The sequence below is a fragment of the Streptococcus mitis genome, assembly GCF_003942775.1.
GTDB lineage: Bacteria > Bacillota > Bacilli > Lactobacillales > Streptococcaceae > Streptococcus > Streptococcus mitis_CN.
Window position 1 is genome coordinate 163569 of the sequence record NZ_RJNX01000002.1, and the last position, 14339, is coordinate 177907.

Genomic DNA, 14339 nt, shown 5'->3' on the forward strand with positions numbered 1-14339 from the left:
AAGGGAGAAAATGTATAAAGTATTATTAGTAGATGATGAGTACATGGTGACAGAAGGTCTGAAACGTTTGATTCCCTTTGATAAGTGGGATATGGAGGTCGTCGCAACAGCCAGTCATGCCGATGAAGCCCTAGAATATGTTCAGGAAAATCCTGTCGATGTGGTCATTTCCGATGTCAATATGCCCGATAAAACAGGGCTTGATATGATTCGGGAGATGAAAGAAATCTTACCAGATGCAGCCTATATCCTACTCTCAGGTTATCAGGAGTTTGATTATGTAAAAAGAGCAATGAACCTTAGTGTGGTGGACTATTTGGTCAAGCCTGTTGATAAGGTAGAGTTGGGCAATCTGCTGGAGAAGATTGCAGATCAGCTCGGCGAGAGAGGAAAGAAAAGTCAGACCCTCAGTCAAGATTTAGACGAGGCTGGATTTGTTAGTTATCTAGGAGGTAAGGAGAATTGGTGGATAGGCCTATCCAAGGAAAAACAAGGCTCCTTCACCATTCCCTACTATGTCTTGGGTCAAGATTGGCAGATTTTCATTTCTGACCAATCTCTAGATGGTTTAGTCGTTACTCCCTTTGAAGCTCCTTATCAAGAACACTTTGAACGCTGGAAGCTGAATGCTGAGAAAGCCCTCTTTTACGGTTCTGTAAATCTAAAACAGTCTGAGAGTCTCTTTGCCTATTACGAACCGATTTATAGGGTTATCATTCAGGGGAATCTCAATCAAATCGTGGAAGAGTTGAACCTTTTGGAGAAGGTGGTTCTTGAAAATACGCCGCGTGTTCCGATTACCAAACAGCTTTTTATCCAGTTTGTCATGGATGTCTTTCATTTGTTTGAACATCTCAAAGCTGATGATATGACGGACATTGTCAAAACCATTCATGCTATTCAATCCTTCGATGAATTGGTTCCTTATATCAAGGAAACTCTGACTCGATTCTTTGGGCAATATCGAATGAATGAAAATGTGGTTAGTGTGCTAGAAGTTATTGGTCGTGATTATCAGAAAGAACTTTCCCTTAAGGATATCAGTAAGGATCTTTTTATCAATCCTGTCTATCTGGGACAGTTGATTAAGCGAGAAACCAATTCGACCTTCGCAGAGCTTTTAAACAAACAACGCATTAAGGCTGCCCAACAACTTTTGCTTTCAACTAGTGACAGTATTGAAGATATTTGTTATGCGGTTGGTTACAGTAATGTTGGATATTTCTATAAAGTGTTCCGAAAATTGTGCGGAAAATCGCCAAAAGCCTACCGAAAACAGGTAGAAACTACACTATAATATTTGTATCCCTTTACAAAAAGTGCTATAATATCAATAATAACATCAGGAGGTTCTATCATGAAAAAGAAACCGATTTATCTATGGGTCTTGCTAATCTTGTCTGCCCTTATTTCAGCTACGTCTCTGTTTGAACTTTTGAAGCCCTTACCTAGCAAAGAAGTCCTTCGTGCTGCTCAAAAACAAGTTGCAGGGGTCAGTGCTCAGCAGGTAGAAGATAGCATTAATTATAGCTATAGAGTAGCAGAAGCATCTCATTCTATTTTTAATGTTGCCTTGATTGTGCTGTCTGCTATTTTAGTGGTAGTAGCGATTGTCTTCCTTATTCGTAAGAATTTGCAATATGCAAACTATACTTATGTTGGCTATGTTTTGTTAGCTATTATTGGTTCAATTTATACCTATGTGACTTTGCAAGACGCTGTGCAGTTGCTTCAAGATGAGACCATGCGTTTGACAATGGGTATTGGTTCAAAAGCTGTTAGCATTTTCTATATCGTCATCAATATTCTCTTCCTAGCCCTTGTCTTCTATAAGATGTGGCGTCAGCAGAAAGCCTTGGCAGAAGAAGAAACAGAAGAACTTGCTTAAGTATTGACAAAAAAGAACTATCAAGATACAATCTTGGTAGTTCTTTTTCGATTAAAAATAAAATCATGGAGGAAAATATGAAGACAATTTCTTTAGTTTATATTAGTCTGAGTGGCAATACTGAAAGTTTTGTGACGCGCTTGAAAGACTATCTCTTGTCCCAGTACGAGGGAATTGAAGTTCAAAAGATTCATATCAAGGATTTGGTCAAGGAAGGCCAAGATTTCTATGAAATGGACCATCCCTATGTTGCTTTTTTGCCGACTTACCTAGAAGGTGGGAATGGCGTTGATAACGGAGATGTCGAGATTTTGACAACACCAGTGGGGGATTTTATCGCTTATGGTGACAATGCTAGTAAGTGTTTTGGTGTGGTTGGTTCAGGAAATCGTAACTTTAATAACCAATACTGCCTGACAGCCAAGCAATACAGTCAACGTTTTGGTTTCCCTGTATTGGCTGACTTTGAAATGCGAGGCATGCTGGGAGATATCAAACATGTCGCAGCTATTATCGCAGATTTGTATGAGTTGGAAAGTTAAGCTTAGGCTTGACTTTTTTATTATTCCAAGTGGTTTTATCAGCACTCTCACTTTCTATGCTCCAAGAGTTGATTGATATGGTCTACTTTTTTTGATGCTCTTTTATAGGAAATAGTCCAAATGATGAGGTAGACAATTGAAAACTCGATAATGAGCTGGAGATAGAAGATCCAGTGGAAGGGGAACCAACCTGCTAGAGTTGCTAGTGGGATAAAGCCTACTAGCATGAGGAAGAAATGGGAAAGCGTCGCACGAAGCATGCTCCAGTCACGGCTGAATAAGCGGTTGCCAAAGTTGAAGAGCATACCGATGGCTGCCCAGATAAGAGTACAGTAGAGCAAGACCAGGGCACCGTGAACCTGATGTTGAGCCATCACTTGGCCGATGAGAGAGTCGGGACTTAACGGGGCGTAGGTACTTGGTGCATAAATGAGTGAAAAGATGATAGAGAGGATGAGGCCGATAAGAACACCAGTAGCTGCGTCGTGGAAGATTTGTTTTTTCATAGTTCTAATTTCTCCTTGATGGTTTTTAGATAACGGCGTGAAGAGTAGGTGAAGCTTTCGTTTTTCAAGAAAATTTCTACTAGGCCGTTGGGGGTGAGCTTGAGATGAGAGATGGAATCGATATTGATGATTTCTGATTGGGAAATTTGGATAAAATTGCTTGGCAAGATTTCAAGGACCTGATAGAGTCGCAAATCAATGCTGTAGGTCTGACTCGCGGTTTCTGCTAGAACCTTCCGATTCTCGATATAGAAGCGTTGTATCTTACCAATCTTAACTAGATAGACCTGATTATCAATCTTTCCTTTGATTGTTTCTTTTTGGTCAAGATTTTCTGCGAACTCGATGACTTTCTGGACTTTATCTGTCGGCTGAGGTGCTTGGACAATCAGTTTTTCCTCCTCGTAAGTCTCACTAATCTGTAGTTCTACTTTCATAAATTTCTCTCCTTGTTTTTCATACAAAATTGTGATCACTTCTTGTACACTTTTATTAAACACTATTTTACGACACCTGGCAAGGGACTTTGTCTATGTGGAGGGATTTGTATCCTATGTGGTGCTTGCTTTTCTGTCCTATCTGAAATATGGTATAATAGCACTAATCAATTTCTAGGAAAATAGATACGGAAAGGGGCTGAAAGATGTCTCATATTATTGAATTGCCAGAGGTGCTGGCGAACCAGATCGCGGCAGGAGAGGTCATTGAACGTCCTGCCAGTGTGGTTAAAGAGTTGGTAGAAAATGCCATTGACGCTGGCTCTAGCCAGATTATCATTGAGATTGAGGAAGCTGGTCTCAAGAAAATCCAAATCACAGATAATGGTCATGGAATTGCCCACGATGAGGTGGAGCTGGCCCTTCGCCGTCATGCGACCAGTAAGATCAAAAATCAAGCGGATCTTTTTCGAATTCGGACGCTTGGTTTTCGTGGTGAAGCCCTTCCTTCTATAGCGTCTGTTAGTGTCTTAACTCTGTTGACGGCTGTGGATGGTGCAAGTCACGGAACTAAGCTAGTTGCGCGTGGGGGTGAAGTTGAGGAAGTCATCCCAGCGACTAGTCCTGTGGGAACCAAGGTTTGTGTGGAGGATCTCTTTTTCAACACGCCTGCCCGCCTCAAGTATATGAAGAGCCAGCAAGCAGAGTTGTCTCATATCATTGATATTGTCAATCGTCTGGGTTTGGCCCATCCTGAGATTTCTTTTAGTTTAATCAGTGATGGCAAGGAAATGACGCGAACAGCAGGGGCTGGCCAACTGCGACAAGCTATTGCAGGGATTTACGGTTTGGCGAGTGCCAAGAAGATGATTGAAATTGAGAATTCTGACCTTGATTTCGAAATTTCAGGTTTTGTGTCCCTGCCTGAGTTGACTCGGGCGAATCGTAACTATATCAGTCTCTTCATCAATGGCCGTTATATCAAGAACTTCCTGCTCAATCGTGCAATTCTTGACGGCTATGGTAGTAAGCTCATGGTAGGCCGTTTTCCACTGGCTGTCATTCACATTCATATCGACCCTTATCTGGCTGATGTCAATGTGCATCCAACCAAGCAAGAGGTGCGGATTTCCAAGGAAAAAGAACTGATGACGCTGGTCTCAGAAGCTATTTCTAATAGTCTCAAGGAGCAAACTTTGATACCTGATGCCTTGGAAAATCTTGCCAAATCGACCGTGCGCAATCGTGAGAAGGTGGAGCAAACTATTCTCCCACTCAAAGAAAATACGCTCTACTATGAGAAAACTGAGTCGGCAAGACCTAGTCAAGCTGAAGTAGCTGATTATCAGGTGGAATTGACTGATGCAGGACAAGACTTGACCTTGTTTGCCAAGGAAACCTTGGACCAATTGACCAAGCCAGCAAAACTGCATTTTGCAGAGAGAAAACCTGCTAACTACGACCAACTAGACCATCCAGAGCTAGACTTAGCAAGTCTTGATAAAGCCTATGACAAGCTGGAGCGAGAAGAATCATCCAGCTTTCCAGAGTTGGAATTTTTCGGGCAAATGCATGGAACCTATCTCTTTGCCCAAGGGCGAGATGGGCTCTATATCATAGACCAACATGCGGCTCAGGAGCGGGTTAAGTACGAAGAGTACCGTGAAAGCATTGGTGATGTTGACCAGAGCCAGCAGCAACTTCTAGTGCCCTACATCTTTGAATTTCCTGCAGATGATGCCCTTCGTCTCAAGGAAAGAATGGCACATTTGGAGGAAGTGGGCGTCTTTCTAGCAGAGTACGGGGAAAATCAATTCATCTTACGCGAACATCCTATTTGGATGGCAGAAGAAGAGATTGAATCAGGCATCTATGAGATGTGTGATATGCTACTCTTGACCAAGGAAGTTTCTATCAAGAAATACCGAGCAGAGCTGGCTATCATGATGTCTTGCAAGCGGTCTATTAAGGCCAATCATCGTATCGATGACCACTCAGCCAGACAGCTGCTTTATCAGCTCTCTCAATGTGACAATCCCTATAACTGTCCCCACGGACGTCCTGTTTTGGTGCATTTTACCAAGTCGGATATGGAAAAGATGTTCCGACGCATTCAGGAAAATCACACCAGTCTACGTGAGTTGGGGAAATACTAAACTAAAAGGAAAACTATGTACGAATATTTAAAAGGAATCATTACCAAAATCACTGCCAAATACATTGTTCTTGAAGTCAACGGTATCGGTTATATTTTGCATGTGGCCAATCCTTATGCCTATTCAGGACAGGTCAATCAAGAAGCTCAAATTTATGTGCATCAAGTCGTACGTGAGGACGCTCATCTACTTTATGGATTTCGCTCAGAAGACGAGAAAAAGCTCTTTCTCAGTCTGATTTCGGTATCTGGGATTGGTCCTGTATCAGCTCTTGCTATTATCGCTGCTGATGACAATGCTGGCTTGGTTCAAGCCATTGAAACCAAGAACATCACCTACTTGACCAAGTTCCCTAAAATTGGTAAGAAAACAGCCCAGCAGATGGTGCTAGACTTGGAAGGCAAGGTAGTAGTTGCAGGAGATGACCTTCCTGCCAAGGTCGCAGTGCAAGCTAACGCTGAAAACCAAGAATTGGAAGAAGCTATGGAAGCCATGTTGGCACTGGGCTACAAGGCAACCGAGCTCAAGAAAATCAAGAAATTCTTTGAAGGAACGACAGATACAGCTGAGAACTATATCAAGTCGGCCCTTAAAATGTTGGTCAAATAGGAGCAGAGCATGACAAAACGTTGTTCGTGGGTCAAGATGACCAATCCGCTCTACATTGCCTATCATGATGAGGAGTGGGGTTATCCCCTCCATGATGATCAAGTATTGTTTGAGTTGTTGTGCATGGAAACCTATCAGGCAGGTCTGTCTTGGGAAACGGTGCTCAACAAACGCCAAGCTTTCCGAGAAGCCTTTCATGGCTATCAAATTCAAGCGGTGGCAGACATGACCGACACCGAATTGGAAGCCTTGCTGGATAATCCAGCTATCATCCGAAACAGAGCCAAGATTTTTGCTACACGCGCTAACGCCCAAGCCTTTCTACGACTACAGGAAGACCATGGCTCTTTTGATGCCTATCTTTGGTCTTTTGTTGAGGGGAAAACGATTGTTAACGATGTTCCCGATTACCGCCAAGCCCCAGCTAAAACAGCTTTGTCTGAGAAATTGGCCAAAGATCTCAAAAAACGAGGCTTCAAGTTCACAGGCCCAGTCGCCGTCTTATCTTTTCTACAGGCTGCAGGGCTGGTTAATGACCATGAGAATGATTGTGAGTGGAAAAGCGGTCGTTAGTATGTACAGGTAACTAGCATATCTGAGAATATAGAAAAAAGCTGAGAAATTTTTCCCAGCTTTTTATATATACTATTAGATTTGTTAGAGTGAAGTCAAAAAAGTGATTCCACCTAAAATAACACCAGCTGAATTTGGAATGATTAGTATCCAATCCTTCTTAGGTTCCTTTGTCCATCCATAAATAACCCAGATTAAGCAAGATATAGCAGCTGATAAAGGTTGAAATGGTTGAGCTTTATTTCCCTGTAAATTAGCGATAATTTGAGGTATGTAGGCAATAAATACTATGATTCCAATAAAGGCACCAATAGAACCTACGATTCGATTAATTTTTTGTTTTGTCATATACACCTCCTTCAAAAGGATATCATAGAAATTAGCGAAATGCAATAAATTCAGATACAAATTGTAACGAAAACGAATACAAAAGCACAAAAATAGAGACACTATTTATTTTTTGTTATAGTCAAAGCGAATGACTTGCTCCTGTGCATCTACATAGGCATGGACTCCGAAGGGGACAATTGCTCTCGGAGTTGCGTGGCCGACATTCAGATTATAGACAATTGGAATATTGCTGTCAATGATATCCAATAGTGCCTCTTTATAGTCGTCATAGAAAGTTTCATCCATAGGTTTCCCGACCAAGATTCCATTGATGACCTCGAATATGCCAGTGTCCTTTAAAGTCCGCAACATCTTTTTGAAGTCTTCTGGTTCAGGCTTTTCTTCGCTTGTTTCTAGCAAGAGGATTTTTCCTTCCCAGTCTGACAAGTCAGGGAAAAGTTTGTATTGTTGGCAGAGCTCCGTGCTATCTGCGTATCGAGAGTTGTCAAAGATATCGTAGAGGGATTCGAGGCAACCACCGAGAATTTTTCCCTCGAACTGGGCATTTCCTTGCAATAATTCAAAACCGGTATTTGTATGACTGACACGAGGTGTCCCCAGAGCTTTGGGACTAAAATCAGTTCGTTCCTCATACCAAACATTGCTAGGGCGGATTTCTGAGATTCTTCCCGTCTCAATCAATTCTTTAAAGTAGTGAAGGCTATAGGCTAACATTTCCTTGTCCAATTCACAAATGTCTGCTAAAAAGGATTGACCATAAAAAGTTTTGATTCCTAGTTTATGCAACATGAGATGGTTCATGGTTGTATCTGAGAAGCCAAGAAAAATTTTTGGTTTGATAACCTTTTGGAGTTGGTCATTTTCAAAAAGATAAGGTAGCAAACAATAGGTATCATCTCCACCGATGGCACATAGGATCATGTCGATGCTATCATCAGAAAAGGCCTGCATCAAATCCTCTGCACGCGCTTCAGGATGATCCTTGATAAAGTCTAATCCTTTTAGCGAATGGGGCAAAAAGATAGGATTGAGTCCTAAGTCCTTGAGACGTTGGACACCCAAGTCAACTTCATGTTTGACAAAGTCCTCTCCGATAATGCCACTAGATAAACTAACAATACCAATAGTAGAAATCATATTTTATCCTCCTGGAAATAGATTGAGCCTATTTTATCACAAAAGATTAGATAGAGCTATGTGGGATGTCAGAAGAATTCTTTAAAATCAAAAAAGTAAGTGAAAAAGCAACCGCACCTGCAGTTGCTTTTACCATTCTTCTTAATAGCGTGTTGGTCCTGCACTTGCGCTGCGGATGTTCAAGCGTTTCTTGAGATAGAAGCGAAGAGCTAGGAGGGCTGCTCCGATAATAGCCAGTGGCACTGGAGCAAGTACTGGGTTAAGGCTAGCTGGTAGGAAGCTTGTTGCAAAGAAGACAAGTAACCAAAGGAACATAGAAGCTAGGATAACTAGTACAGATTTCCAGAAAGGTGGACGTTGACTGCGGTCCATATCTGGTCCATAATATTGGTAAACAAAGTAGTACATCAAGTAGAAGGCAAATCCACCAACCAGTCCAACTAATAGGAGAGTAACAAATCCATAGCCGAAAGCTTGATCTGCCGCAAAGAAGGTTGTGAGGGCGCTGACAAGGGCAAAGAGGCTAGTGATGAAAAGGGCTGAATCCATAATCATGAGTTTTGGATCATCATTTTCTTTTGGATGCTCTTTTTCATATTGTTCCTTGACAGTGAAACTATGAGCCCAATGAGTTGGTGCGCCATAGAGGGAACGAGCAGTAGTACCTTTAGCTTGCTCCTCAAGGATTTGGGGAATAACTTCCTCAAAAATAGTTTTGATTTCAGCGTCTGTTTTCCCATCTTTGATGAATTGTTGGGTAGCGATGTGGATAAACTCTTGGTTTTTCTTTGTTAATTTTTGTAGATCAATCTGAGACATAGGAACTCCTCTTAGAACCATTTTTTATGGATGAGATAGAGAGTGAGCGAGACACTCATAGCAAAGGCGATAAAAACGATTAACCAGAAGGCATTTGGCTCTCCGTTTAGGGGGATTTCATTATCCTTAAAGTTCATCCCGTAGGCAGAAAAGACCATGGTTGGGATGGACATGACGATGGTCACAAGGGCCAAGGTTTTCATGATGTTGTTCTGGTTGTTGGAAATGATAGAGGCAAAGGTCTCTGTCATAGAATGCAAGACGTTTCCATAAATGTCTGCCATCTCGATGGCCTGTTGGGTTTCAATCAAGGTATCTTCAAGCAGGTCTTCGTCCTCAAGGTATTTCTTGATATTGCTGGTTGAGCTGGTCAATTTCTTAATCACGCGCTCATTTGTTTTGAGGGAAGCCTTGAAATAGACGATGGTTTTTTCCAATTCCATGAGCTCAATCAATTCTTCATTACGAGTTGATTGATGCAGTTGGCTTTCGATCTGTTCACTCTTACGGTCGATTGAACGAAGGGCTGTTAGGTAAAGCTCTGCATTGCGATAGAGAATCTGGAAGATAAAACGCGAACGCATGAACGTGTAGAAATTACGCAATCGACGGTTGATAAAGACATCGAGGACCGGTAATGGTTCCAAACAAGTAGTGATAATGGTTTCCTCTGTGATGATAATACCAAGCGGGATGGTTACGTAGTAGGTGCGATTATTTCTTTCTTCTGTGACCGGCACGTCTACGATAATCAGGGTATACTCGTCTTCAATCGTAATACGAGACATTTCTTCCGCATCGAGCGGTGCTCGAAGGTCGGCAATATCAATATCGAAGGCGTTAGCGATTTCGAGTGATTCATTTTGAGTCGGATTGACGAGATTGATCCAAGTACCCGGTTCAAGCGTATCGATCTCTTTAAATTCAGTTGTTGTAGAGAGAAAAACTTGTTTCATATCCCTTATCCTTTCTCATTTTTCAGATTTTTTCACACCGTACTATTATACTACAAAATCGGCCTTTTGGGTAATAGAATCTCACTTTTTTTGGTATAATGGTAAGCAATAATGGACTAGAAAGAACAAAGATGCAAGATAAAATTGTCATTCATGGGGCGCGTGCCCATAATTTAAAAAATATTGATGTGGAGATTCCACGAGACAAGTTGGTTGTCGTGACCGGCTTGTCAGGTTCAGGGAAATCCAGTCTGGCCTTTGACACCCTTTATGCAGAGGGACAACGCCGCTATGTGGAGAGTTTGTCAGCCTATGCTCGTCAGTTTTTGGGAAATATGGAGAAGCCTGATGTAGATGCCATTGATGGCCTCAGCCCAGCTATTTCCATCGACCAGAAAACGACTAGCAAAAACCCTCGCTCGACGGTGGGAACAACGACTGAAATCAATGACTATCTGCGTCTCCTTTATGCGCGTGTGGGGACGCCTTACTGTATCAACGGGCATGGGGCTATCAAGGCTTCTTCTGTAGAGCAAATCGTAGATAAGGTCTTGGAATTGCCAGAACGCCAACGTCTGCAAATTTTAGCTCCTGTCATACGTAAGAAAAAAGGGCAACACAAGAGTGTCATTGAAAAGATTCAGAAAGATGGTTATGTCCGCGTCCGTGTGGATGGGGAGGTCTATGATGTGACCGAAGTGCCAGAATTGTCAAAGAGCAAGCAACACAATATTGATGTCGTGGTTGACCGTATTGTTATCAAGGAGGGCATTCGTAGTCGTCTCTTTGATTCCATTGAGGCTGCCCTTCGTATCGCAGAAGGCTATGTCATTATCGACACCATGGACGACTCTGAGTTGCTCTTCTCTGAGCATTATGCCTGTCCAGTTTGTGGCTTTACTGTTCCAGAGTTAGAGCCACGTCTCTTCTCATTCAATGCTCCTTTTGGTTCTTGTAGTGAGTGTGATGGCTTGGGCATCAAGCTGGAAGTGGATACTGATTTGGTAGTGCCAGATGCCAGCAAAACCTTGCGTGAGGGAGCCTTGGCTCCTTGGAATCCTATTTCATCCAACTACTATCCAAACATGCTAGAGCAGGCTATGACAGCCTTTGGAGTGGATATGGATAATCCTTTTGAAGATTTGTCAGAAGAAGATAAGAACTTGATTCTCTATGGATCTGATGGTAAGGAATTCCATTTCCACTATGAGAATGAATTTGGTGGCGTGCGCGATATCGATATTCCTTTTGAGGGAGTTGTTAATAATATCAAACGTCGTTACCATGAAACCAATAGTGACTACACCCGCACCCAGATGCGCCTTTACATGAATGAGCTGACCTGCGGAACCTGTCATGGTTACCGTCTTAATGATCAGGCCTTGTCTGTCCGTGTGGGTGGTCAGCAAGGACCACATATCGGAGAAATTTCAGACCTGTCTATCGCAGATCACTTGGAGTTGGTGAGTCAGTTGACTCTATCTGAAAATGAAGCTATTATTGCTCGTCCCATTCTCAAGGAAATCAAGGATCGTTTGACCTTCCTTAATAACGTGGGTCTTAACTATCTGACTCTGTCACGTTCGGCAGGAACCCTTTCAGGTGGGGAAAGTCAGCGTATTCGTTTGGCAACCCAGATTGGTTCTAACCTATCAGGTGTCCTTTATATTCTAGACGAGCCGTCAATCGGTCTTCACCAGAGGGATAATGATCGTCTGATTGCCAGTCTCAAAAAGATGCGTGATTTGGGCAATACTCTCATAGTAGTGGAACATGACGAAGATACCATGCGTGAGGCTGATTATCTGATTGACGTTGGTCCTGGTGCGGGTGTTTTTGGTGGGGAGATTGTTGCTGCAGGTACACCCAAACAGGTGGCTCGCAACAGCAAGTCTATCACAGGCCAGTACTTGTCAGGCAAACGTGCCATTCCAGTGCCAACAGAGCGCCGTACAGGAAATGGTCGTTTTATCGAAGTGACAGGAGCGCGAGAGAACAACCTGCAAAATGTCACAGCTCGCTTCCCACTAGGAAAATTCATCGCAGTGACAGGGGTGTCGGGCTCAGGGAAATCGACCCTCATCAACAGCATTCTCAAAAAAGCTATTGCCCAGAAGCTCAACCGTAATTCAGACAAACCTGGTAAATTCAAGACCATAACAGGGATTGAGCATGTAGACCGCTTGATTGATATTGACCAGAGTCCTATTGGACGAACGCCAAGGTCTAACCCTGCTACCTATACAGGAGTTTTTGACGATATACGTGACCTATTTGCCCAGACAAACGAAGCCAAGATTCGAGGCTACAAGAAGGGTCGTTTCAGTTTCAATGTCAAGGGTGGTCGTTGTGAAGCCTGCTCAGGTGACGGGATTATCAAGATTGAGATGCACTTCTTGCCAGATGTTTATGTGGCTTGTGAAGTCTGCCATGGAACCCGCTACAACAGTGAGACCCTAGAAGTTCATTACAAGGAAAAAAATATCTCGCAGGTCTTGGATATGACCGTCAACGATGCGGTAGAATTCTTCCAACATATTCCGAAAATTCAACGTAAACTTCAGACCATCAAGGATGTGGGACTGGGATATGTGACGCTAGGGCAACCAGCTACCACCCTTTCTGGAGGAGAAGCCCAGCGTATGAAGCTGGCTAGTGAACTCCACAAACGCTCGACAGGCAAGTCATTCTATATTCTGGATGAGCCAACGACAGGGTTGCATACTGAGGACATTGCTCGCTTACTTAAAGTCTTGGCTCGCTTTGTAGACGATGGCAATACAGTCCTTGTTATCGAGCACAATCTGGATGTTATCAAGACGGCAGACCATATTATTGACTTGGGACCTGAAGGTGGTGTCGGTGGTGGAACCATCATCGCAACAGGAACTCCAGAAGAAGTAGCGGCCAACGAAGCTAGCTACACAGGACACTATTTGAAAGGAAAGTTACATCATGAATAAACGTGTACAAGCATTTCTAGCTAAAATGCAAGAAAAAGAACTAGATGGCATCATCATCAATAACCTTAAAAACGTCTATTATTTGACTGGTTTTTGGGGCTCAAACGGAACAGTCTTCATCAGCCGTGACCGTCAGGTCTTGGTGACAGACTCTCGCTATATCATTGCAGCTAAGCAAGAAACCAGTGGGTTTGAGATTGTGGCTGATCGTGATGAATTGGCTGTCATTGCAGGCATTGTTAAGGATATGGGCTTGTCTCGAATCGGTTTTGAGGATGAGATTTCAGTATCTTATTACCACCGTATGCAGGCAGCCTTTGAAGGAATTGACTTGCTTCCACAAACTCAGTTTGTTGAAGGTCTTCGAATGATTAAGGATGAGGCAGAGATTGCAGCGATTCGCAAGGCTTGTTCTATCTCAGACCAAGCTTTCCGCGATGCGCTTGACTTTATTAAGCCAGGAAAAACTGAAATTGAAATTGCCAACTTCCTTGACTTCCGCATGCGTGAGTTGGGAGCATCTGGCTTGTCTTTTGACACTATCCTAGCTAGCGGAATCAACTCTTCTAAGCCCCATGCCCATCCAATGCACAAACCAGTGGAGCTGGGAGAAGCTATTACCATGGACTTTGGATGCCTCTACGACCACTATGTCAGCGATATGACACGGACTATCTATCTGGGCCATGTCAGCGACGAGCAAGCAGAGATTTACAATACGGTTTTGAAAGCCAACCAAGCCTTGATTGATCAGGCTAAGGCTGGCTTAGGTTTCCGTGACTTTGACAAAATTCCTCGTGATATTATCATCGAGGCAGGCTATGGCGACTATTTTACCCACGGTATTGGACACGGTATTGGACTGGATATCCATGAGGAACCATACTTTAGCCAGACTTCTACAGAAACTATTAAGGCAGGTATGGCATTGACAGATGAGCCAGGTATCTATATCGAAGGCAAATATGGCGTTCGTATCGAGGATGATATTCTGATTACAGAGTCAGGTTGTGAATTGTTGACCTTAGCTCCAAAAGAGTTGATAGTTATCTAAGAGTTAAACAACTCAAATGATTGACTTTTAAAATTTAAAGGTTTATACTGAAAGACGAAAACGGTAGGTGAGGCTACCATAGGGATACGGATGACTACCGCAAAGCAGTGGAGACACTACTCGTTGGTCAACAGTCCTGGTCGCGAAGGCCAAGACTAAGCTCATTACATTGCCCTATGGAGTTAAAGCTTGAACGAAAAAACAGATAATTAGTTTTTTAATCCTGCCATTTTTTGATGGTAGGATTTTCTACTGTTTAAAAACAAAGAAAGGAGATAGACGATGCAAATTGACGATCATCCGGAACCGCACATACACAGCCAATCGCTGATTTGTGTCGTTCTGCCC

General features: G+C 42.8%; 14 protein-coding genes and 1 riboswitch. Of the genes, 8 read left to right on the top strand and 6 right to left on the bottom strand.

The genetic code is table 11. The features are described from left to right. Positions 1-10 precede the first annotated feature (10 nt). The 3 genes from D8848_RS03295 to nrdI all read left to right on the top strand — a co-directional run bounded on the left by D8848_RS03295 (position 11) and on the right by nrdI (position 2430). A complete protein-coding gene (locus D8848_RS03295; protein WP_125443291.1) occupies positions 11-1297 on the top strand; it encodes a response regulator transcription factor in 1287 nt (428 codons plus the stop codon). A gap of 60 nt (positions 1298-1357) precedes the next feature. Continuing rightward, the gene (locus D8848_RS03300; protein WP_125443292.1) at positions 1358-1888 is read left to right on the top strand and encodes an ABC transporter permease; all 531 of its coding nucleotides are present in this window, start codon (positions 1358-1360) and stop codon (positions 1886-1888) included. A 77-nt stretch (positions 1889-1965) separates the two neighbouring features. Beyond that, on the top strand, positions 1966-2430 hold the full coding sequence (nrdI, locus tag D8848_RS03305; protein ID WP_125443293.1) for a class Ib ribonucleoside-diphosphate reductase assembly flavoprotein NrdI: 465 nt from the start codon (positions 1966-1968) through the stop codon (positions 2428-2430). 47 nt (positions 2431-2477) lie between these two features. On the opposite strand, the gene D8848_RS03310 is transcribed toward nrdI, so the two are convergent. Together D8848_RS03310 and D8848_RS03315 are read right to left on the bottom strand one after the other, a co-directional pair. Further along, positions 2478-2936, bottom strand: a complete 459-nt coding sequence (locus D8848_RS03310; protein WP_125443294.1) for a DUF3021 domain-containing protein — start codon at positions 2934-2936, stop codon at positions 2478-2480. After that, on the bottom strand, positions 2933-3373 hold the full coding sequence (locus D8848_RS03315; RefSeq protein WP_125443295.1) for a LytTR family DNA-binding domain-containing protein: 441 nt from the start codon (positions 3371-3373) through the stop codon (positions 2933-2935). The genes D8848_RS03310 and D8848_RS03315 overlap by 4 nt, the downstream gene beginning before the upstream one ends. 206 nt (positions 3374-3579) lie before the next feature. Here D8848_RS03315 and mutL point away from each other — a divergent pair, with 206 nt between their 5' ends. The 3 genes from mutL to D8848_RS03335 are packed head-to-tail and all read left to right on the top strand — an operon-like array spanning position 3580 to position 6711. Then, on the top strand, positions 3580-5529 hold the full coding sequence (gene mutL / locus D8848_RS03325) for a DNA mismatch repair endonuclease MutL (protein ID WP_125443296.1): 1950 nt from the start codon (positions 3580-3582) through the stop codon (positions 5527-5529). A gap of 15 nt (positions 5530-5544) precedes the next feature. After that, positions 5545-6138 (top strand): Holliday junction branch migration protein RuvA, encoded by a 594-nt coding sequence (ruvA, locus tag D8848_RS03330; protein WP_125443297.1) that lies wholly within the window; start codon positions 5545-5547, stop codon positions 6136-6138. Between the two features lie 9 nt (positions 6139-6147). Beyond that, positions 6148-6711 (top strand): DNA-3-methyladenine glycosylase I, encoded by a 564-nt coding sequence (locus D8848_RS03335; protein WP_125443298.1) that lies wholly within the window; start codon positions 6148-6150, stop codon positions 6709-6711. A gap of 84 nt (positions 6712-6795) precedes the next feature. Here D8848_RS03335 and D8848_RS03340 read toward each other — a convergent pair whose 3' ends face one another. From D8848_RS03340 to D8848_RS03355, 4 genes are all read right to left on the bottom strand, one after another. Continuing rightward, positions 6796-7059 (bottom strand): SemiSWEET family transporter, encoded by a 264-nt coding sequence (locus tag D8848_RS03340; RefSeq protein WP_000166114.1) that lies wholly within the window; start codon positions 7057-7059, stop codon positions 6796-6798. Positions 7060-7164: 105 nt separating this feature from the next. After that, complete coding sequence (locus D8848_RS03345) at positions 7165-8199, bottom strand: S66 family peptidase (protein ID WP_125443299.1); 1035 nt, start codon at positions 8197-8199, stop codon at positions 7165-7167. 141 nt (positions 8200-8340) lie between these two features. After that, on the bottom strand, positions 8341-9018 hold the full coding sequence (locus D8848_RS03350) for a DUF1129 domain-containing protein (RefSeq protein WP_125443300.1): 678 nt from the start codon (positions 9016-9018) through the stop codon (positions 8341-8343). A gap of 11 nt (positions 9019-9029) precedes the next feature. Further along, positions 9030-9974, bottom strand: a complete 945-nt coding sequence (locus D8848_RS03355) for a magnesium transporter CorA family protein (RefSeq protein WP_000815623.1) — start codon at positions 9972-9974, stop codon at positions 9030-9032. Between the two features lie 131 nt (positions 9975-10105). Here D8848_RS03355 and uvrA point away from each other — a divergent pair, with 131 nt between their 5' ends. Both uvrA and D8848_RS03365 read left to right on the top strand, forming a co-directional pair. Continuing rightward, on the top strand, positions 10106-12937 hold the full coding sequence (gene uvrA, locus D8848_RS03360) for an excinuclease ABC subunit UvrA (protein ID WP_125443301.1): 2832 nt from the start codon (positions 10106-10108) through the stop codon (positions 12935-12937). Continuing rightward, complete coding sequence (locus D8848_RS03365; protein WP_045612373.1) at positions 12930-13991, top strand: M24 family metallopeptidase; 1062 nt, start codon at positions 12930-12932, stop codon at positions 13989-13991. The genes uvrA and D8848_RS03365 overlap by 8 nt, the downstream gene beginning before the upstream one ends. Before the next feature lie 57 nt (positions 13992-14048). Continuing rightward, a riboswitch (M-box (ykoK) riboswitch) is annotated at positions 14049-14200 on the top strand. Positions 14201-14339 lie beyond the last annotated feature (139 nt).

What these genes read in the sequence shown, in the direction of transcription:
- uvrA (WP_125443301.1), top strand. Translation starts at nt 10,106, where the DNA reads ATGCAAGATAAAATTGTCATTCATGGGGCGCGTGCCCATAATTTAAAA.
- D8848_RS03355 (WP_000815623.1), bottom strand. Translation starts at nt 9,974, where the DNA reads ATGAAACAAGTTTTTCTCTCTACAACAACTGAATTTAAAGAGATCGAT.
- D8848_RS03345 (WP_125443299.1), bottom strand. Translation starts at nt 8,199, where the DNA reads ATGATTTCTACTATTGGTATTGTTAGTTTATCTAGTGGCATTATCGGA.
- D8848_RS03295 (WP_125443291.1), top strand. Translation starts at nt 11, where the DNA reads ATGTATAAAGTATTATTAGTAGATGATGAGTACATGGTGACAGAAGGT.
- D8848_RS03350 (WP_125443300.1), bottom strand. Translation starts at nt 9,018, where the DNA reads ATGTCTCAGATTGATCTACAAAAATTAACAAAGAAAAACCAAGAGTTT.
- D8848_RS03365 (WP_045612373.1), top strand. Translation starts at nt 12,930, where the DNA reads ATGAATAAACGTGTACAAGCATTTCTAGCTAAAATGCAAGAAAAAGAA.
- D8848_RS03300 (WP_125443292.1), top strand. Translation starts at nt 1,358, where the DNA reads ATGAAAAAGAAACCGATTTATCTATGGGTCTTGCTAATCTTGTCTGCC.
- ruvA (WP_125443297.1), top strand. Translation starts at nt 5,545, where the DNA reads ATGTACGAATATTTAAAAGGAATCATTACCAAAATCACTGCCAAATAC.
- D8848_RS03335 (WP_125443298.1), top strand. Translation starts at nt 6,148, where the DNA reads ATGACAAAACGTTGTTCGTGGGTCAAGATGACCAATCCGCTCTACATT.
- D8848_RS03310 (WP_125443294.1), bottom strand. Translation starts at nt 2,936, where the DNA reads ATGAAAAAACAAATCTTCCACGACGCAGCTACTGGTGTTCTTATCGGC.
- mutL (WP_125443296.1), top strand. Translation starts at nt 3,580, where the DNA reads ATGTCTCATATTATTGAATTGCCAGAGGTGCTGGCGAACCAGATCGCG.
- D8848_RS03340 (WP_000166114.1), bottom strand. Translation starts at nt 7,059, where the DNA reads ATGACAAAACAAAAAATTAATCGAATCGTAGGTTCTATTGGTGCCTTT.
- nrdI (WP_125443293.1), top strand. Translation starts at nt 1,966, where the DNA reads ATGAAGACAATTTCTTTAGTTTATATTAGTCTGAGTGGCAATACTGAA.
- D8848_RS03315 (WP_125443295.1), bottom strand. Translation starts at nt 3,373, where the DNA reads ATGAAAGTAGAACTACAGATTAGTGAGACTTACGAGGAGGAAAAACTG.